The organism is Corynebacterium sp. HMSC072D12, assembly GCF_001813925.1.
GTDB lineage: Bacteria > Actinomycetota > Actinomycetes > Mycobacteriales > Mycobacteriaceae > Corynebacterium > Corynebacterium aurimucosum.
On sequence record NZ_KV814399.1, the window covers coordinates 82,470 to 100,875 of the forward strand.

Annotated in this window: 14 protein-coding genes, 1 tRNA gene and 1 CRISPR repeat array; of the genes, 9 read left to right on the plus strand and 6 right to left on the minus strand. The window is 60.6% G+C overall.

The genetic code is table 11. The annotated features are described in order from the left end of the window. Positions 1-56 precede the first annotated feature (56 nt). Positions 57-285: direct repeats of the CRISPR family, unit length 36 nt; unit sequence GCTGGGGTTCAGTTCTCATTACCCCTGATAGACTTC. A gap of 50 nt (positions 286-335) precedes the next feature. The 4 genes from cas2 to dcuC all read right to left on the minus strand — a co-directional run bounded on the left by cas2 (position 336) and on the right by dcuC (position 6,461). Further along, positions 336-665, minus strand: coding sequence for a CRISPR-associated endonuclease Cas2 (gene cas2, locus HMPREF2943_RS05700; RefSeq protein WP_070533915.1), 330 nt, complete (start codon positions 663-665; stop codon positions 336-338). Next, complete coding sequence (gene cas1 / locus HMPREF2943_RS12185; RefSeq protein WP_083315650.1) at positions 649-1,566, minus strand: type II CRISPR-associated endonuclease Cas1; 918 nt, start codon at positions 1,564-1,566, stop codon at positions 649-651. The genes cas2 and cas1 overlap by 17 nt, the downstream gene beginning before the upstream one ends. After that, the gene (gene cas9 / locus HMPREF2943_RS05705) at positions 1,566-4,865 is read right to left on the minus strand and encodes a type II CRISPR RNA-guided endonuclease Cas9 (RefSeq protein WP_070711043.1); all 3,300 of its coding nucleotides are present in this window, start codon (positions 4,863-4,865) and stop codon (positions 1,566-1,568) included. Before cas9 ends, cas1 begins: the two co-directional genes overlap by 1 nt. 186 nt (positions 4,866-5,051) lie before the next feature. After that, positions 5,052-6,461, minus strand: a complete 1,410-nt coding sequence (gene dcuC / locus HMPREF2943_RS05710) for a C4-dicarboxylate transporter DcuC (protein ID WP_070711044.1) — start codon at positions 6,459-6,461, stop codon at positions 5,052-5,054. Positions 6,462-6,560: 99 nt separating this feature from the next. On the opposite strand from dcuC, the gene HMPREF2943_RS05715 reads away from it, so the two are divergent. The 7 genes from HMPREF2943_RS05715 to HMPREF2943_RS05745 are packed head-to-tail and all read left to right on the plus strand — an operon-like array spanning position 6,561 to position 14,621. Continuing rightward, positions 6,561-7,571 carry an o-succinylbenzoate synthase gene (locus tag HMPREF2943_RS05715; RefSeq protein WP_070711063.1) on the plus strand — a complete coding sequence of 337 codons (1,011 nt, stop codon included), beginning with the start codon at positions 6,561-6,563 and terminating at the stop codon, positions 7,569-7,571. A 48-nt stretch (positions 7,572-7,619) separates the two neighbouring features. Next, the gene (locus HMPREF2943_RS05720) at positions 7,620-9,971 is read left to right on the plus strand and encodes an ATP-binding protein (protein WP_070711045.1); all 2,352 of its coding nucleotides are present in this window, start codon (positions 7,620-7,622) and stop codon (positions 9,969-9,971) included. Between the two features lie 10 nt (positions 9,972-9,981). Then, positions 9,982-10,584 (plus strand): hypothetical protein, encoded by a 603-nt coding sequence (locus HMPREF2943_RS05725; RefSeq protein ID WP_070711046.1) that lies wholly within the window; start codon positions 9,982-9,984, stop codon positions 10,582-10,584. Beyond that, entirely contained in the window at positions 10,577-12,268 is a 1,692-nt protein-coding gene (menD, locus tag HMPREF2943_RS05730; RefSeq protein WP_070711047.1) for a 2-succinyl-5-enolpyruvyl-6-hydroxy-3-cyclohexene-1-carboxylic-acid synthase, read from the plus strand. The genes HMPREF2943_RS05725 and menD overlap by 8 nt, the downstream gene beginning before the upstream one ends. Continuing rightward, positions 12,269-12,712 (plus strand): DUF3592 domain-containing protein, encoded by a 444-nt coding sequence (locus tag HMPREF2943_RS05735; protein ID WP_070711048.1) that lies wholly within the window; start codon positions 12,269-12,271, stop codon positions 12,710-12,712. A gap of 8 nt (positions 12,713-12,720) precedes the next feature. Continuing rightward, positions 12,721-13,920, plus strand: a complete 1,200-nt coding sequence (locus HMPREF2943_RS05740) for a glycosyltransferase family 4 protein (protein ID WP_070448041.1) — start codon at positions 12,721-12,723, stop codon at positions 13,918-13,920. A gap of 11 nt (positions 13,921-13,931) precedes the next feature. Beyond that, on the plus strand, positions 13,932-14,621 hold the full coding sequence (locus HMPREF2943_RS05745; protein ID WP_070711049.1) for a demethylmenaquinone methyltransferase: 690 nt from the start codon (positions 13,932-13,934) through the stop codon (positions 14,619-14,621). Between the two features lie 5 nt (positions 14,622-14,626). Here HMPREF2943_RS05745 and HMPREF2943_RS05750 read toward each other — a convergent pair whose 3' ends face one another. Beyond that, positions 14,627-15,865 carry a geranylgeranyl reductase family protein gene (locus HMPREF2943_RS05750; RefSeq protein WP_070644703.1) on the minus strand — a complete coding sequence of 413 codons (1,239 nt, stop codon included), beginning with the start codon at positions 15,863-15,865 and terminating at the stop codon, positions 14,627-14,629. A 93-nt stretch (positions 15,866-15,958) separates the two neighbouring features. Here HMPREF2943_RS05750 and HMPREF2943_RS05755 point away from each other — a divergent pair, with 93 nt between their 5' ends. Together HMPREF2943_RS05755 and HMPREF2943_RS05760 are read left to right on the plus strand one after the other, a co-directional pair. After that, entirely contained in the window at positions 15,959-16,963 is a 1,005-nt protein-coding gene (locus HMPREF2943_RS05755; protein ID WP_070447998.1) for a polyprenyl synthetase family protein, read from the plus strand. A 76-nt stretch (positions 16,964-17,039) separates the two neighbouring features. After that, positions 17,040-17,122: transfer RNA gene (locus tag HMPREF2943_RS05760), tRNA-Tyr, on the plus strand. A gap of 67 nt (positions 17,123-17,189) precedes the next feature. Here the strand turns inward: HMPREF2943_RS05760 and HMPREF2943_RS05765 are convergent. After that, entirely contained in the window at positions 17,190-18,311 is a 1,122-nt protein-coding gene (locus HMPREF2943_RS05765) for a glutathione S-transferase C-terminal domain-containing protein (RefSeq protein WP_070711050.1), read from the minus strand. Between the last annotated feature and the right edge of the window lie 95 nt (positions 18,312-18,406).

An 18,406-nucleotide genomic window follows, 5' to 3' on the forward strand; every position in this document is an offset into this window, starting at 1 on the left:
TCAGTTCTCATTACCCCTGATAGACTTCCAGGCATGACCCTTAACAACGACGAGGTGCTGGGGTTCAGTTCTCATTACCCCTGATAGACTTCTCGGACGCACATTTGACTATGCGCGATAGCTGGGGTTCAGTTCTCATTACCCCTGATAGACTTCTTCAGTGCAGAAGAGATTGCTCAGATTCAGCTGGGGTTCAGTTCTCATTACCCCTGATAGACTTCGCCGCCGCGCTCTGGTGTACGCCGACGGGCTGGGGTTCAGTTCTCATTACCCCTGATAGACTTCAGTGTGGCCCCAAAAGGGTCGTTTAACTGGAGTTTATCGGTGATCCTCCGCTAGAAAATCGTGAGCTGAGGTGGGGTATTCTCCATTTCGGAAGGCTCTGATTTGGAAAAGCGAATCGCTTTCGACCATTGAATATCAGTGACGGATATGATTCTCACATCTCCGCCTTCTGGTAGACCAGACTTGATTTGCTTGACGGTTGTCGCGATACGGGAGGCGAGGGGGAAATACTGAACGTAAACGCTTAGTTGGGATCTACAAAAGCCAAGGTCTAAGAGGTGGTTTCGAAACCGGTTGGCCTCTCTGGTTTGAATTCTTGATTTAACGGGAAGATCGAACATGACCACGCACCACATTGGTTCACTATCTTTCGCCGGCATCGAGTTTTCCTTCCCAGACGGGAACGTTTAGGTGTTTTAGATTTCCCTCGATATATAGGCCATATTGTTGGCTGAACTCATTAAAAGCTGTGCTTAAGGATTTTCCACTGGAATTGAAGGGGCTGTTTAGATACTGCGATATGAGGGTCTTTTGCGGAGATCCTAATGCTTGTCCGTCACTAGAAACGGTGAATACAACCTGATCAACCATTGGTCGAAATGGTTCAATAAGGTCATCGACCAATGCCCACTTGTTGCCGCGGCCGTGGTGGAATACGCCTAATGCTCCAGATAATCCAGCGCTAGCTACAACTCGAATGCCGTGGCCGCGCAAAAGTGTGTAACCGTAATCGAGCGCAGAATTCCAGCCAGGTTCTCCGCTGCCAGGTAAACGTAAGTAAGCATGACCATGGGAGATGCAAGACCAGTATTTGCGCGCTGCCTGTGCTTCAAGATTCTCTGGATCGCCAGATTTAACGGTACGAGAGAGGGCGTAGAGTTCCTTGGCTCCAGGCTTAGCTAGTGCTTTTAGAACGGAAGCTTGACCAGAAATTTTGGCTGCGACAATTCGAGACCAAGCTTGCTTCTTTTTGGGCAAAGATAATTGTGATTGGGCTTGGTGGCGAGCACCGATCCGGGAATGTTCGTTCCATGGGTAAGCACCGGCGACCGGAACGTTTCTCCAGTCGCAAACTAAGAGGGCGATGTCGTAGTCACTGAGCTTCTGGAGAACGGCACCGCTGATTGTGCTTTCTGAGCCAATGAGGACGACTGCGATTTGGGCTAGCGGCAGCGAAACATCGGTTGGAGTATCTTCTCGATGGATGATGAGCTGGCCCCGGGAATACCGGAGAGACCCCTTCAAATTGAGACAATCAATGACCCGCCACCCAGAGTTCATTATTCTGCCTTCCAAGAAATGGGCAGATGAGCCTTGCTAGTCAGCCTTATTCTTCCCAGAGCATCTCGACGGACCACAGTCATGTTGCCTTCACCAAAAGCTTTGTTTACGGCTGGCAGCCAGCCCGGTCTATCTATTACTTTCTTGGAGGCTTGAGACACATCGGAAGATAGTCCCTCGGCACTCATATAAAGTGGGCGCAGTCGCAACTTAGAGTTTGAGAAGAACCCATCTAGGCGCCAGCGTTGAATTTGTCCAAACTCTTTTTGCACTTCCGCAATCTGTCCGGTGTTGAAGCTTGAGGTGTCGATGACTAGCTCATCGTCTACAACCAACCAACCAATATACTCTGCCGTGCCGTCGGCAAGGGCCTTGCGCAGTTTGGGCTCTGCCTGGCGGACTGACATTGTCTGCGGTTTGATCTCAGCGGAGAACAGGTCCCCATGTCGGTGCTGCATTAGATCGACATTATAAACCCGCAACATGCTGAAGGAGGAAGCCTTTTTCCCGGGGATTTTATAGATCCGGGCATGGTGGAAACGGCTTAGTTCAGCGTAACCACCTCGTACCTTGATAGCGCCTGCACCAACTGGAAAGACTTCGATTTCGTCGTCGGCATCGTACCAAGTGCCGTGCACACGAATTCGTCGTTCGGGATTCTCTGGCAGACCTTCTTTAGGATCGAAGTCTTCTTCGCGAGTGAGTGCACACCATAATGCTTCGGTGGATGCCCTGTCGATATCGGTGACCGAAATAGCATCGCCGACGCGTATCTTCTTTAACTCTCCGATTGTGTCCTCGTGGGCGCGTCCGTTGCCGATGCGTAGCCTTAGATTCGAGGTAACTACGACTCGGTCTTCATCCAACGCCTGCTGCAAGAGCATGGCGAGTTTTCGCATCTTAGGCAGCCAAGCATTCCACGCCGCGCGATGTGCTTCATCAGCTCCAGTGAATTCTTTCCACTGGGGTGCAGAGCGAAGCAGCTCAGCTTCTCGCTTTTTGTTTGAACGAATGGCAAGAGTTTCTGCGACGTAGTTTTGAGTAAAAGCTACTACTGCAGCATCGACAGCATGATGACGACGGTCGAGGCGAGATTTTCCAGTGCCATCGATGAAACGTAGTTGGCCTGATATTCCCGAAGCACGGCGAGCTTCCGCAGTGAGTGCACCTCGATAGACACTTACGGTAGTGCCGTTATCTTGAAAGCGCTGCGCAACTCTGCCGCGTAGTTCGTTCGCCATCCAAGCAACAGATTCCATCGAGCGGGCGTCGATCGGTTCATCCATGGCGGTTCGCTTCAGTCGCTCGCGGACGCTGGTACGGAATTTGTTGAAGTCCTTTGCTGACATGCCGGAATCTTCGGCCCAGTGGCGCGTACGGTCGAGTGCCTCCTTAACGCTCACACCTGGAATTCCAGACTGGGCTGCCCAAACAGCAAAGGGGAAGTTTTTCTTGGACAGATTACAGCGATGACACACAGCCACGAGGTTGTCACGAGTATTGGTGGAGCCTTGGCCAGCGCGGGGGACAATATGATCCATCTCGCACGTGGAATAAGTGATTGGTTCCCCGCAGTAGGCGCATTGGCAATTTTGGCGTTGTACTGATTGGAACCGCCAAAGGTCGGCACTGCGTGGCTTTCCTTCGATGCCTAGTTTCTCCTGCATATCTTGGAAAAGCTTTTGGTTGCGTTTATGGCGCGCGTTGTTCTCGCGATCAATTTCGTTAGCCTTCGATTTACTGACGAACCCATCGCGGACGTGTTCAATTACGACGGACTTTGGGGCACCCCATACGTCTGCGGCTGCTTCCAGCCACCTTGCCACGCCTTTCAGAACGCGATCTACAGCTGGGTTTCCTACTGGTTCACCAATTCGAGGAGCGGGAGGGGTCCAATCCTTGGGGATGTTAAATTCCGCCAAACGTGCCGCGTAAAGATCAAGATTTTCGTCCAGCATGCGGCTAGTTAGTCGCTTCAGAGTGTCTTCGCAGTATGCGGCACGGCCCATCGGCAGATGTAGAGAATCGAGCTTCTCATGCTCGGTCTCGTCGAGCTCCGCGAAGAAAGCTTGAACTTGAGCTCCTTCAGGGGAATCGAAATCATCAACTTCGGCATTCGACAGAGACTTGAGCATGGCGGCGCGTTCGTCATCCGAGGCCCGCTCCCACCAGGCAGCTAAAGGCTTCACCTTGCAGCCGAGAATCGTCCGGTTGGTGTCATGCACAGGTGGTCGAGCGCCTGCACGTTCGCCATCGTCAGTCATTATGGCCGTTCCTCTTAGTTGGCCACGGTCAATGCGCAAAAGCTCGGCTATGTCTAACCAGGTGGGTTCTTTCTTGTGAGAAAGATTGACAAGGTAATTAAAAACAATCAGCCGCTCATCGCGATCAAGGGGAGAGGTATCGCCGCCGCGGTTGATACGGAGGTTTCCGGTGAGAGCAGCGATACGGTACTGCTGAAAGACGTCAGAAGCTTTTAGAGCTCGGTCTTGACTGGGTTGCAGGGGGTCCTTGCCGACGCGCCCTTGTTGAGCACCTTTGGGGGATTCAGCCTCGAAGACTAGTTCTAAAATGTTTTTCCGTAGTGTGTCGTCTATCTTTTGGACACGGCAAATCTCGTTGATTTCGCGCGCGTGGTCTATCTGATGCAGCCGCGCAGAAATAACTGCCTGCTTCACCTCGTTTGCGGGCTTCTTGTCGTCTTTCTTCTTGCCACCGCCTCGTAGCCTGTCGGTACCCAATTGAGCAAAGGAAATGAGTTGCCCAACGGTGGCATCGTGAGGAATTGCGCGGCCGGTGGCCGCCTCCAGCTCCTTGCGTATTTGTTGAAAAGCCTCGCTAGGCTCGCTCGGTGCGTACAGGCTCGATACCTTCCAATATGGATTACGCCAACCTCGGTGGTTGGCAATATGGCGTAGCGCGATAGAAAGATATCGGCCTCGTTCTTCGTCATCGTGGATGAAGGAATTTACCAATTCCACGCGAGCCTTCCATGGAAGGTAAGGGTCGGAATAGTGCTCAAAAGGTAGAGTTTCCCAGCCTTGCGCTTTGAGAAACTTTTCAAGCTTAATCATGCGCTTGCGGCGACGGCGGTACAGACGTCGCGTACGTCGTGCGACTCCAGAAGAAGCAAGTCGGGTCACCGCTCGCTTTTGCTGGTCGGGATCTAGTCCTGAGTCGTGGATCAGCGAAACCGCACTGAGAATTTTTACTGGTAGATCATTTTCGTCGACTTCAATGGCGGTGCAGCCAAGCGAATAAGTTCCGACATCTATTCCAACGCGGTAAGAGAGAGACAAAGGATTAGCCCTTTCAGATAAAAAGAAAGCCGAACCCGAGGGTTCGGCTTGGAGCAATCAACGTCGGAAACGAGCCGACGCTTACTGAGGTTCAGTTCTGGTTAAGAACATAGCAGAATACGTCTCGTGTGTCTTGGTTTCCTCCACAAAATTGGCGGAAGACTATTGGGTTCGCACCGATGACTTTCATCCAATAAACATGAACGCAAACAGCGTGTTGAGCACCGTCGCCACAATCATGGGCACGGAGGTGCGCTTGACCAATTGGATGGGATTGACCTTGATGGCGCCGGCAACAATGAGTACCGCGGCGTTGACCGGGGAGACCTGGCGCATCAGGTTGGACGTACCCCAAATGGCGGTGAGCATCTGCGGGGCGTGGATGGAGGTCTGCGAGGCCAGGTTGGGCACTACCTCAGAGAAGGCGAAGTAAGGCGCGGTGCCGGAACCGGTGAGTGCGGCCATCGCGGCGGTCGCGGCGACGAAGATGAGAACGATGATGACGGCGGCGCCGGAGGAGCCTTCGGCGGCGTCGATGAGCATGTCAATGACGCCCATCTGCGTAATACCTTCGACCAGGACGGCGGCGGCAACCAGCAGGGCCACGACGCCCGCAGCACCTTCGCCCATGCCCTTGAAGAAGCTGGAGATGGAATCCACGGCACCCGTGACGGTGCGCTTGCGGATGGACTCGATGATCATCGCGATGAACAGGGAGACCACAGTCACTGGGAGGATGCCGCCCTCAAAGGGGATAACGCCCATGCGGTTGAGGATGGCGGAGACGATGATGAGTAGCAGCGGCATGAGCGGAAGCACGGCGTAGTAGCCCGGCAGGGAAGCGGCGCGGGCGATAGCTTCCTCGGTAGCGTCATCGTGCATCGAATCGGCGCTGACCTCACCGGAGCTTTCAGCCTTGCGGGCATCCACCTTATCGCAGTGGCGCTGCCACCACATGTGGACGAAGGCCGTGATGAGGAGCGTGGGAACGGTGGCATAGGCGACAGCACCGTAGACGAATTCCGTCGGCGTCATGTTGGTGAGATCGGCGCCCTGAATGAGGCCGGCCTCAAGTGGGGTGGGCACAATGGTAGAGGAGGTCACCACGATGGCGCCCACGGTCAGCGGGGTCAGGCCCGCAGCGATGAGCGCTGGCAGGAGAGTGGCCACAAGAAGCAAGGACAGCGCTGCGGCCGAGGGGATCACCAGCGAGAGCAGCGTGCCCAAGATGAAGCCCACTGGAACCAGCCAGTAGGAACCTTTGAAGCGCTTGAGCGGTGAGGAGAGCACCACGACCGTCTTGGCATCAGCACCAATGTGCCGCATATAGGACACGAAGCCGAAGAGCACCATAATCGCCATGCCGATGCCGGAGAAGCGTGCTTTGAATAGCGCGTCCACGACGAGCAGCTGATCGTAGAAGGCATTACCCGTGGCTTCGATTTCGGTGGTGCGGAAATCCGCGCGCCCAGTGAGGGCGGCGAGCATGAGCAGGACTACGCCAACGGCGAAGATGGAGGCCGCGGCGTGGACTTTCTTATAGATGAGGTAGACAACTGCGGCGATGGCCAGCAGTGCGATGAGAAGGTAAAGCATCTGAGGATCCTTCTTCTGGTTATATCCACTTACTGTTATAAGGTAACACCGGCTATGACAGGTGTCGCGCTCAACCCCCCCACACGTACGATGAACCTCATGCACATTGATGACGTCCTCGATCGCGCCCACGTGGTATCCCTGCCCCTCGCCGTGAAATTCCGCGGCATTACTACCCGGGAGGCGCTGCTTATCGATGGCCCCGCGGGCTGGGGTGAGTTCGCCCCCTTCCTGGAGTACGGAGCGGAGGAATCCGCCCGCTGGCTCGCCGCCGGGCTGGAAGCGGCCTACGAAGGCTTTCCGGAACCCGTGCGCGAGTGGGTAGAAGTCAACGGCACCGTCCCTGCGGTTCCTGCCGAGCAGGTGCCGGAGGTCATGGAGCGCTATCCCGGCTGCCGCACCTTCAAAATCAAGGTGGCGGAGAAGGGGCAGACCCTAGAGGACGATATCGCGCGCGTTCACGCTGTCCGCGCCTACATCGAGGCACAGGGTCGCGTGCCGGTTTTGCGCGTCGACGCCAACTGCGGCTGGAGCGTTGAGGAAGCCGTCACCGCGGCCAAGGAGCTCATGCCGCTGGATTACATGGAACAGCCGTGCAAGACCGTTGAGGAACTCAAGGAGGTGCGCACCCAGCTCATGCGCGCCGGGATTTTCGTGCGTGTGGCGGCTGATGAATCCATCCGTAAGGCTAGCGACCCTTATCGGGTGGCGGAATTGCAGGCGGCCGATGTCGCCGTGGTTAAGCCCGCGCCGCTGGGCGGGGTGCGCAAAGTACTCGAGGTAGCCTCCCACCTGCGCGAGCGCCACATGGACATCACGGTGGCCTCTGCCCTGGATACCTCGGTGGGAATCTCCATGGGACTTGCCGCAGTGGCCGCCTTGCCGCAAATCTATGACGACGAAGACATCGACGTCACCCCGGCCGCTGCAGGCCTGGCTACCGGGTCGCTGTTCCTGGAGGATGTGACAGCACCACGCGAGCTTGTCGACGGTCACCTGCGCGCCGAATCCCTTGCCCCCGATCCGGATCGCCTCAGCGCGCTCGCCGCGCCGGGCGAGCGCCGCGAGTGGTGGTTCGAGCGTGTGCGTCAGTGCTGGCCGCACCTTTAAAAGCACAGCTCACGGTCCATGTCCGGAGGTCAGCGTAGGCTGGCGGGCATGACGATTTCCGTGAGAGACGCGCACCTGCACAACCTTCGCAACGTGGATGTGGACCTTCCACGCGGCCAGCTCGTGGCCGTGACGGGGGTGTCCGGTTCCGGCAAGTCCTCGCTGGCCTTCGGCACCATTCATGGCGAAGGCCAGCGCCGCTACCTGGAATCCGTCGCGCCCTTTGCTCGACGCCTCATCGCTTCAGCGGTGGACCCGCAGGTCGGCCGCATTGAGGGGTTGCCGCCGACGGTGGCGTTGCAGCAGTCGGCGTCGGCAAGCAGCGCGCGCTCCACCGTGGGCACGATCTCCGCCATGTCTAACTCCGTGCGCCTTCTTTACTCGCGCTGCGGTGACAACCCGGAGGGCCTGTACTCCGATTCCTTCTCCCCGAATACCCCAGAAGGCATGTGCCCGGAGTGCCAGGGCACCGGCGTGGTCCACGAACCCACGGAGGCGTCCATGGTGCCGGACCCCAGCCTGAGCATCGAGGAAGGCGCGATTGCTGCGTGGCCCGGAGCCTGGGCGGGCAAGAACTTCCACGACATTCTGCAAGAACTGGGCTATGACTTGGATTCACCGTGGGAGGATTTGCCGAAGAAAGACCGCGAGTGGATCCTCTTCACCGAGGAGCGCCCGGTGGTAACCGTCAAGCCGCGCCGCGGGGCGGATCAGATCCAGCGCAATTACGAGGGCACGTGGCGCTCCGTGGCCAGCTACCTGACCAAGACCTATGCGGAGACGAAGTCGGATACACTCCGCGCCCGCGTCTTGAGCTTCATGGAACCCCGCCGCTGCGATACCTGTCAGGGACGCCGGCTGACGGCGAAGGCGCTCAAGGTCACCTGCGCCGGGCTGCCGATCGACGAATTCAATGCCCTTCCGTTGAGCGAAGCCTACGAGCTGCTTAACGGCCAAAGTCCGCAGCCGAATGACGCGGAAGACCTACTCCTCAAGGCTCTCCTGCCAGCCTTTGAATCTGCATTGGAACTCGGCCTGGGGCACCTCAGCCTGGATAGGCCTACGGACACGCTCTCGGGCGGTGAGGTGCAGCGCCTGCGCCTGGCTGCGCAGCTGCGCTCTGGACTCTATGGCGTGACCTATGTCCTGGATGAGCCCTCTGCGGGCCTGCACCCGGTGGAGCGGGGCGCGGTGCTGGATATGTGCCGGCGCTTCATCGCGGAGGGGAACTCGGTGCTGCTGGTGGAACACGACATGGAACTGGTCAAGCAGGCCGATTGGATCGTGGATGTCGGCCCGCTCGCCGGTGAGCGCGGCGGCCAGGTGGTGTACTCGGGTCCCGTCGCCGAGTACATAGAGGCGGCGGACTCTGCAGATACTCCCACCGCGCGTGCCTTGGCGCGCCCGCGCCCCACGCCCAAGTCCGATGTGCGCCCGGCACACGGGGACATCGCGCTGCACCAGGTGTACTCGCACACCATCGATGGCCTCGACGTGAACTTTGGGCTCGGCCAGTTTACGGCCATTACTGGGCTTTCGGGTTCCGGCAAATCCACGTTGCTGGACGCACTCCATGACATGCTCACGGGGCCGGACTGTCCGAAGCAGGTCAAGCGCGTGGTCTCCATTACCCAAAAGCCAATCGGCCGAACCCCGCGCTCCACGGTGGCGACGTACACCAACCTCTTCGACAACGTGCGCAAGCTCTTCGCGGCCACCCCGGAGGCCAAGAAGAAGAAATGGACGGTCTCGCGCTTTTCCTACAACGTTAAGCAAGGCCAGTGCCCCACCTGCGGTGGCGCCGGCCAGATCGAGGTCGAGCTGGTCTTCCTTCCAGGCTCCTATACCCAATGCCCGGATTGCCAGGGACAGCGCTATAACGATGACACCTTGTCCATCCGCTGGCAGGACAGGACCATCGCGGACATCCTCGACCTTACGGTGGAAGAGGCCCTGGAGGTCTTTGCAGATGAAGCGCCGATCCTCCACGCGCTGCAAACCTTGGAGGCGGTCGGTCTGGGTTACCTGCGCTTGGGCCAGGGCGCTCCGGAGCTTTCCGGCGGTGAAGCGCAGCGCATCAAGCTTGCCACGGAGCTGCAGCGCTCCCGCAACTCGCGCCGGGGCCATACCGTCTACCTGCTGGATGAGCCCACCGTCGGGTTGCACCCGGCCGATATTGACCTGCTCATCGCTGAGCTGCACTCGCTGGTGGAGGCCTCCCATACTGTCGTGGTGGCAGATCATGACCGTCACCTCATTGCCGGCGCTGACCGGGTTATTGAGATGGGCCCGGGGTCTGGTTCGGATGGCGGAAAGATTGTGGCGGATGGCACGCCGGGTCAGGTTTCCACGGGACTAACGCCCACCGGGCGGGTGCTAAGTGGCGCGGGTGCACGATAAGGTAAATCCCATGACCAACAACAACGGCGACAACGAGACGCGGCAGTTCGGCCGCGTCACCGGTGAGAACGAAACCCGCCAGTTCGGCGCGCCCCAACAGCAGCCGCCACAGCGTCCCCAACAACACTTCCCGGAGCCCGGATCCCAGAACGCGCAGGCCTATGGTCAGCCCTATCAGCAGGGCTATGACCAGAACTATCAGCAGCCGCAGTATGACCCGGTCCCGTCCAGCTACCAGGTGGAGCAGCCGAAGAAGGGCGGGGGAGCCCTGTCCTATGTCTTCGCGGCCATCGCTGCTATCGCCGTCGTTTTCGCCGGCGTGCTGTTCTTCCTGTGGCGCGGTGCGGCAGCGGATGCTGACAAACCCGCCCCGGAGCCGGTTACCGAGACCGTGACCACCGAGGTTCCCACCACGGTGACCACCACCAAGAGCTCGCCGCGGGATAACCTCCCCACCGATATTCCGACGGAGCTGCCGACGGAGCTGCCGCCGGACGTCCAGGACCGTGTGGACCAGGGTGGAGCCGAATTGGAAGGGTTGATCAATGACCTCTTCGAGCAATTCGATTCGGGCATGGAAGAGCTCGATACGGGTGGTGCAGGCAATGCCTAATACTGAATCTCACACCGAGCCCACTGCCTCCGCGCAGCCGGAGTCGATGCAGCTGGCCGAAGCACTGGCGGCCCAGCTTTCGCGGCACCTCACCGACGTGGTTATCTGCCCGGGTTCGCGCAACGCACCGCTGTCTTTGGCGCTTCTCGCGCGCAGCGATATTCGCGTGCATACCCGCCTGGATGAGCGCTCCGCCGCCTTCGCTGCTTTAGGTTTGGCACGCGTCCAACGCCGGCACGTCGGCATCGTGATGACCTCCGGCACCGCGGTGGCTAATGCCCTGCCCGCGATGGTGGAGGCGCATTACTCGCATACCCCGCTGGCCGTCATCAGCGCGGACCGGCCGGCCCGCTTGGTGGGCACGGGGGCCTCCCAGACTATTGAGCAGCCCGGCATCTTCGGCGTGTACGCAGAGACCACCCAGGTGGAGAGCACGAGTGATATCCCGCTTATCGCGGAGCGCTTTTTGAATGACCGCCAGGTGCACATCAACGTGGCTCTCGATGCCCCGCTGGTAGGCGAAGAGCTGCCCGGTAGCCCGACGGATTACACGCAGCACCGCGCTCGTACCCCGCGGTGGGCGAATCACGGAGAGGTGGCCGTCGATCTCAGCCGCAACACGCTCGTCATCGCCGGCGATGAGGCCTGGGAAGTCGAAGGCCTGGAGGATGTCCCCACCATCGCCGAGCCCACGGCACCTGCGCCCTATCACCCGGTGCACCCGGCCGCGGCGCACCTCTTCCGCCGCGCTCAGGTCTCCGCCAACGACTACGTGGTCAACACCAAGGTGGAGCAGGTCATCGTCGTGGGCCATCCCACCCTGCACCGTGGAGTTCTGGCGCTGCTGAGTGATCCCGATATCGACCTCATCTGCCTGTCCCGCACGGAAGATTTCACTAACCCGCGCGGCGGGGCCGCGCAGCTAGGAACCACCGTCAAGACCAGCGGCGAGCCCACGCGAGAGTGGATGAAAATCTGCGAAGGCGCAGCCCAGATGGCGGCCGACGGTGTTCGTGAGGTTCTCGCGGAGACCACCGGTGAGGAGGCTACTCAGCCCGAGATTGGCTTTACCGGTCTCCACGTCGCCGCCGCGGTGGGCGATACCCTCGCCGTTGGTGACACCCTTGTCCTAGGTGCCTCCAACGCAGTGCGGGATGCTTCCTTCATTGGCCTGCCTTTTGATGGGGTGGAGACCTATTCGCCGCGCGGGGCTGCCGGCATCGACGGCACCATCGCGCAGGCCATCGGTATCGCCCTGGCCACCCAGTCCCGCGAAGCCGACGCCCCGCGCGCACCGCGCACCGTGGCGCTCATGGGGGATGTCACCTTCCTCCACGACGCGACTTCGCTCATCCTCCCCGAAGACAACCCGCGCCCGGAGAACCTCACCATCGTCGTCTCAAATGACGACGGCGGCGGCATCTTCGAGGTGCTCGAACAGGGCCGCGAGCCCCTGCGCGACTCCTTCGAGAAGGCGTTTGGGACGCCGCATGGGGTGGGCGTGGCCAAGCTAGCGGAAGCCTGCGGTGCTGAGCACCGCGAGGTGAGCTCGGCGCAGGAGCTGCTCGACGTTTTGGCAGAACTCAAGGAATACTCCACCGGCATCACCGTGGTGGAGGCGCATACCACGAGGTCCTCGCGCCGCGCGCTGCAGGAAGCTTTGAATGCCAAGGTAGGTCAGTAAATGACGCGGCGCCGGGTACGCCAGCTGATCCTGGTGCTGTACGCCGCAGCTCTCGTGGGCATGGCGGGAATGGTCATCGGCCCTTTTCTCAATGACCGCACCATCGGCGCCAACCCCGGGCGCGCCCTGGCCACGGTGACGGATGTCGGCACCTTGCGTACCTTCGTGGATTTCCAGGACTCCGAGGGTATCTATCACACCCCGCCCACCGGCCTGCTTTATCCCACCGGGCTGGGGGAGGGCCAGCAGGTCTGGGTGCTCTATGCCAAGAACAACCCGGACCTAGTCAAGGTGGAAGGCCGAGAATGGACACTATCGATCATTCCGGCGCTGTCCTCTGCAGCTGTGGCGACCCTGATTGCCGGGGCGTTGTGGTGGGCAAGCGGGAAAATTAACCGGAATTTAGCGCGTGCTTTACCAACCGAGCACCCAGGAAAGGAATGATGGGGCGCATGCGTGTAGCCATCGTCGCGGAATCCTTCTTGCCTAACGTCAACGGAGTGACCAACTCCGTGCTGCGTGTCCTCGAATACCTCCACGAGCACGGCCACGAGGCCATCGTCATCGCTCCTGGTGCCCGGGATGGGCAGGAGGAGATCCCTGATTACCTCGGGTTCACCATCGTGCGCGTGCCCACCGTGCGGGTGCCACTGGTGGATTCGCTCCCGGTCGGCGTTCCCACTTCCGCTGTGGACGAGGCGCTGCGCGAGTTCAAGCCGGACATCATTCACTTGGCCAGTCCCTTCGTTCTCGGAGCTGCGGGCGCATTCTCCGCACGTCAGCTGCGCATTCCGGCAGTGGCGCTGTACCAGACGGACGTCGCGGGATTCGCCACCAAGTACCATGCCTCCGCGCTGGCCTATGGGGTGTGGGAGTGGCTGCGCACCATCCACAACGCGTGCCAAATGACTCTCGCGCCCTCCTCACTGACCATCAGCGACTTGGAGAAGCACCACATCAAGAACGTGCGCCACTGGGGCCGCGGCGTAGACTCGGAGCGCTTCCACCCCTCGAAGCGCTCGGCGGCGCTGCGCCGGAACTGGGACTCTACGGGGAAGAAAAAGATCGTCGGCTTTGTGGGCCGGCTGGCCGCAGAAAAGGGCGTGCACCGCCTGTCCGCGCTCAATGATCGTGAGGATATTCAGCTCGTCATTGTTGGCGATGGCCCAGAGCGTCCGCTGCTGGAGGCCCAGCTGCCAGGTGCAGTCTTCACTGGGGCGCTGGGTGGCGAGGAGCTCGCAGCCGCATATGCAAGCCTTGATGTCTTCGTGCACGCCGGCGAGTTCGAGACTTTCTGCCAGGCCATCCAGGAAGCGCAGGCCTCCGGCGTGCCCACCATCGGCCCCCGCGCGGGCGGCCCGGTGGACCTCATTGAGGAGGGCTATAACGGGTTGCTTCTCGATGTCCCCACGTTCGTCGAGGATCTCCCGAATGCCGTCGACGCGCTTCTCAATCCGGAGATTCACCAGGAGATGCGGGAGAACGCCCGGAAGTCGATTGCCTCCAAGACTTGGCCGGCGTTGTGCGAGCAGCTGCTGGGCTACTACGAAGAGGTTTTGGAGAATGTCCGTGAGGTCCCGCTGACCATTCTGGGCCAGCGTCCGGAGCTGCCGCGTTGGGCCGCTCGCGCTCTGGGAGCGCGCGTCGCCTAAACTAGGCGCTTGTGTCTAAGGCAGATCTGGAGAAGAAGCCCTTCGATGTCGCGCGCATGTTTGACGCGGTGGGCAAGAAATACGACATCACCAACACGGTGCTGTCCTTTGGGCAGGACGCGCGCTGGCGCCGTCTGACGCGCGAGCGGCTCAACCTGAAGCCAGGGGAGAAGGTCCTCGACCTGGCTGCCGGAACGGCCGTCTCGACGGAAGAGCTGTCCAAGTCCGGCGCGTGGTGCGTGGCCTGTGACTTTTCCCTCGGCATGCTCGCGGCTGGCGCGGAACGCGATGTTCCCAAGGTGGCCGGCGATGGAATGCGCCTGCCCTTTGCGGATAACACTTTTGACGCGGTGACCATTTCCTACGGTCTGCGCAATATCCACGATTTCGAGCTGGGCCTGCGGGAGATGGCGCGCGTGACCAAGCCCGGCGGGCGCCTAGCAGTGGCGGAGTTCTCCAAGCCGGTCATTCCGGTCTTTGGCACCGTCTACAAGGAGTATCTGACCCGCCTGTTACCGCCGATTGCCAAGGTCGTCTCCTCCAACCCGGAGGCCTATATCTACCTCGCGGAGTCCATCCGTGCGTGGCCGGAGCAGCATGAGCTGGCCGCCGCTATTAATCGCAATGGCTGGAAGCAAGCTGGGTGGCGCAACCTGACCTTCGGCATCGTGGCGTTGCACTCCGCAGTTAAGCCCGCCTAGGCACCTTAGGCCCAGAGAGGTGTATCGCGCCGCAGCGTAGAAACTGCCCCGCCGGCCAGCCGCCAGGCGCGGGCAAGCAGATCCTTGTCCTCGTCGGTGATGAGGTTGCCCATAAGACGCGCTGCGGCCGGCATGAGCATGCGGCCCACCGGCCCGCGCATGGCCACAGGCCCAGCCAGCGGCAGGAATTGTGGGTAGGTCAGCAGGCGCGCGGCGGTGCGGGCAAGTAGGAAGGCCTCGCCATACTCGGCGCGCAGCCGGTCTGGCCACGCCAAGGTGAGGTCCTTGGTGCCGAGCATCTCCACGGCGAGTGCTGCCGTTTCCAGGCCATAGTCGATGCCCTCGCCGTTCAGCGGATTTACGCAGGCCGCAGCGTCACCGATGAGCATCCAATTGGCGCCGGCAACTCCAGACACCGCACCACCCATCGGCAGCATCGCCGAGGTGACGTTGCGCAGCTCGCCTAGACCCCACTCCGAACGCTGCTGTTCGGCGTAGAAATCCAGCGCCTTCTTCGTGTTGAGGCGGGCCGGGCGGGCGGCCGTAGAGAGCGCGCCCAAGCCGATATTGACCCCCTGGCCCAGCGGAAAGATCCAGCCATAGCCCGGCTGCACCACGCCCTCGGGGTCCTTGAGCTCAACGTGGGAGTGCATCCATTCCTCGCCGTCCCGCAGTGAATCGGCATAAGCGCGTGCAGCAATGCCATAGACCTCCTCGCGGTGCCAGGTGCGGCCCAACTGCTTGCCAAACGTCGAGCGCACCCCGTCGGCCACGATGACCCACTGGGCGCGCACGCGGCGCTTGCCGACGGAGAACTCCACCAGCCGGTTGCCGTCCAGCTCCGGCTGTGTCGCCGCGCCGGTTATCAGTTGCGCGCCGGCTGCCTGCGCAGCCTCAACCAGCAGCGCGTCGAATTCATAGCGCGGCAGGGCTGTGCCTTCGTGCGAGGGGTAGGCCTCAGGCCACGGAGCGGTTACGGTGCCGCCGAAGCCGTGTAGCTTGAGCCCGCGGTTGCGGTAGGACGCGTTGACCTCGATGCCGAGGAGCTCCAACTGGTGCATGGCGCGCGGGGTCAGTCCATCGCCGCAGGTCTTGTCGCGGGGGAAAGGGGAGGCGTCGACAAGCAGCGTCTCATGGCCGGCGCGTGCGGCGTGGATAGCGGCGGCAGCGCCGGCGGGCCCGGCACCTACGATGGCGACGTCAACAAGGGTGGAATCGATCTGCTCCGACATGGGGACTATCATTGCACGGGATAGTGGCCACAAGTGTGTTGAGGGCCGTGCCATGGGCTACGGTAAGTAAACACTAGGATTTTTGAGCTTAAAGGAACACGTTTAATGTCACACGGCCAAACTCACGCCAAGCACGTGGACTTGGGGGATGCGCAGCTCACCGAGCGTATCAACGCCGGGATGGCTGCTGTAGAGGACCTGCTGAATACGGAGCTCGACCGCGGGCAGGACTTCATCAAGGACAAAGTGCGCCACCTGTCCCTGGCTGGTGGCAAGCGTTTCCGCCCGATGATGGCGTTGTTGGCCTCCGAGTTCGGTGAACGTTCACAATCCCCCGAGGTGGTGAAGGCGGCAACCGTGGTGGAAATGGTCCACGTGGCTACGCTCTACCACGACGATGTCATGGATGAGGCGGAGCGCCGACGCGGCGTGGATTCCGCGAACTTCCGGTGGACCAACTCTGTGGCGATTCTGGCGGGCGATGCACTGCTCGCGCACGCCTCGCGGCTGATGAGCCAGCTGGATACCCACACGGTGGAGCATTTCGCGGAGACTTTCGAGGAGCTCGTCACCGGCCAGATGCGGGAAACCATCGGTGCTGGCGAAGCCAATGCCGTAGAGCACTACACGGCGGTGATCCGGGAAAAGACCGCGGTGCTGATCGCGTCCGCCGGCTACCTGGGTGCCTACCACGCGGGTGCGGGTCCAGAACAGTGCGAGGCGCTGCGCCAAATCGGTGCGGCCGTAGGCATGATTTTCCAGATCGTCGACGATGTCATCGACATCTTCTCCGACTCCGAGGAATCCGGGAAGACCCCGGGCACGGACCTGCGCGAGGGCGTGTTCACCTTGCCGGTGCTCTATGCCCTGGAGGAGGAAGGCGAGGTCGGCGATGAGCTGCGCGCCCTGCTGACAGGCCCGCTGGAGGATGACGCTTCCGTGCAACGCGCCATCGAGCTGCTGTGGCAGTCGGGCGGCCGTGACAAGGCGTTGGCCGACGTCAACGCGTACCTGCGCGTGGTCGAGGACCAGCTTTCCCTGCTGCCGGAATGCACGGCTAGTGAAGCACTGCGCCAGTTGGCGGACTATACCGTTCAGCGCGTGGGTTAAAAGCCCCTCCTGCCTGGCGATTTGCATGTTAGGTGGGAGTTCGTAGTAAAGTACATAACCGCACTCAAGAGTGCCTGCCAGGTTGCCCGAGCGGCCAAAGGGAGCGGACTGTAAATCCGCCGGCTTTCGCCTTCAGAAGTTCGAATCTTCTACCTGGCACAACATGAATCCCGCAGACACATCACATGGGTCTGCGGGATTTTTCGATCTCCGGGTGACTCAGGGGCTAATCCAACGTGAACAGCTCTCGCTGGAAATCCGTGGGGTTCTTCAACCGCTCAGCCTTGGGCAACGGCCCCGGCAGGGTGGTGCCTTCAGCGAAGGGCGCACCCGGCAGGTGATCGCGGCCGTGGGGCTGTGCCAAACCATTAAGGTCGGGGCCGGCCGGCACCACTTGGGTGGGATTAATTTCGCGGTGGACGATGTAGTAGTGCTGCTTGATCTCGGTGAAGTCGGTGGTATCGCCGAAACTGGGGAGCTGGAATAGCTCGCGCAAGTAGCCATAAACGTTCGGCATCTCGCTGATCTTATTCCGGTTGGTCTTGAAGTGGCCGTGGTAGACAGCGTCAAAGCGGATCAAGGTGGTGTATGCCCGGATATCGGTCTCCGTGATGTGCTCGCCCATGATGAAGCGGCGGTGGGCTAGCCGCTCCTCCAGCCAGTCGAGGACCTCGAAGACATCCGCATAGGCCTCTTCATAAGCCTCCTGGGATGCGGAGAATCCCGCGCGATACACGCCGTTGTTGAGCTTCCTGAAGATGACGTTGTTGACTTCCTCCATCTCCTCCTGTTGCTCGGACGGCGGCAGCAGGTTGGGTGCGCCTTCTCGTTGGAAGTCGGTCCACTCTGTCTGGAAGTCCCGCACCATGGAGTTGAAGTCGTTGGTGACAACCTTGCCGCTGGACTCTTCCACAATGGCTGGCACCGTGATGCCCCGCGGATAGGCAGGAAAGCGCGCGAAATACGCATCCTGCAGGCGGGGGATGCGTAGGACGGGGTCGAGCCCGTCGGGGTCGAGGTCGAAAGTCCAGGAGCGCTTGTCGTGGGTGGGGCCCGCCAGGCCTAAGGAGATGATATTTTCCAGTCCCAACAAACGCCGAACGATGATCGCGCGGTGCGCCCACGGGCAAGCGCGCGCAGCAATGAGGCGATACCGGTGGGGCTGCACCGGCCAGTCGAGGGCCTCGCCGCTACCAGCCACGGAAGGCTGTGGTTCGTCACCGGTGACCGAGGCAAGAATGCGGTCGCCGATGTAGTTGGTGTCTCGCTTGAATTCGCCGTCCGTCGAGGCATTCTGGGCGTCGCCGACCCAGTCCTTCGGTGTCTGCTTCTGGGTACCAGAGCTCATGTGTCCTCCCTAGAGCACATAAAGTATTTGATACGTCAACAATAGCTGGGTTTGGTGCGCCTGGAGTAGGGGCGGTCTACCGCGAGAGTGGTGCA

Coding starts and splice junctions, on each gene's coding strand:
- HMPREF2943_RS05735 (WP_070711048.1), top strand. CDS start 12,269: ATGACGCGGCGCCGGGTACGCCAGCTGATCCTGGTGCTGTACGCCGCA.
- HMPREF2943_RS05755 (WP_070447998.1), top strand. CDS start 15,959: ATGTCACACGGCCAAACTCACGCCAAGCACGTGGACTTGGGGGATGCG.
- menD (WP_070711047.1), top strand. CDS start 10,577: ATGCCTAATACTGAATCTCACACCGAGCCCACTGCCTCCGCGCAGCCG.
- cas1 (WP_083315650.1), bottom strand. CDS start 1,566: ATGAACTCTGGGTGGCGGGTCATTGATTGTCTCAATTTGAAGGGGTCT.
- HMPREF2943_RS05765 (WP_070711050.1), bottom strand. CDS start 18,311: ATGAGCTCTGGTACCCAGAAGCAGACACCGAAGGACTGGGTCGGCGAC.
- HMPREF2943_RS05715 (WP_070711063.1), top strand. CDS start 6,561: ATGCACATTGATGACGTCCTCGATCGCGCCCACGTGGTATCCCTGCCC.
- HMPREF2943_RS05740 (WP_070448041.1), top strand. CDS start 12,721: ATGCGTGTAGCCATCGTCGCGGAATCCTTCTTGCCTAACGTCAACGGA.
- HMPREF2943_RS05725 (WP_070711046.1), top strand. CDS start 9,982: ATGACCAACAACAACGGCGACAACGAGACGCGGCAGTTCGGCCGCGTC.
- HMPREF2943_RS05750 (WP_070644703.1), bottom strand. CDS start 15,865: ATGATAGTCCCCATGTCGGAGCAGATCGATTCCACCCTTGTTGACGTC.
- HMPREF2943_RS05720 (WP_070711045.1), top strand. CDS start 7,620: ATGACGATTTCCGTGAGAGACGCGCACCTGCACAACCTTCGCAACGTG.
- dcuC (WP_070711044.1), bottom strand. CDS start 6,461: ATGCTTTACCTTCTCATCGCACTGCTGGCCATCGCCGCAGTTGTCTAC.
- cas2 (WP_070533915.1), bottom strand. CDS start 665: ATGCCGGCGAAAGATAGTGAACCAATGTGGTGCGTGGTCATGTTCGAT.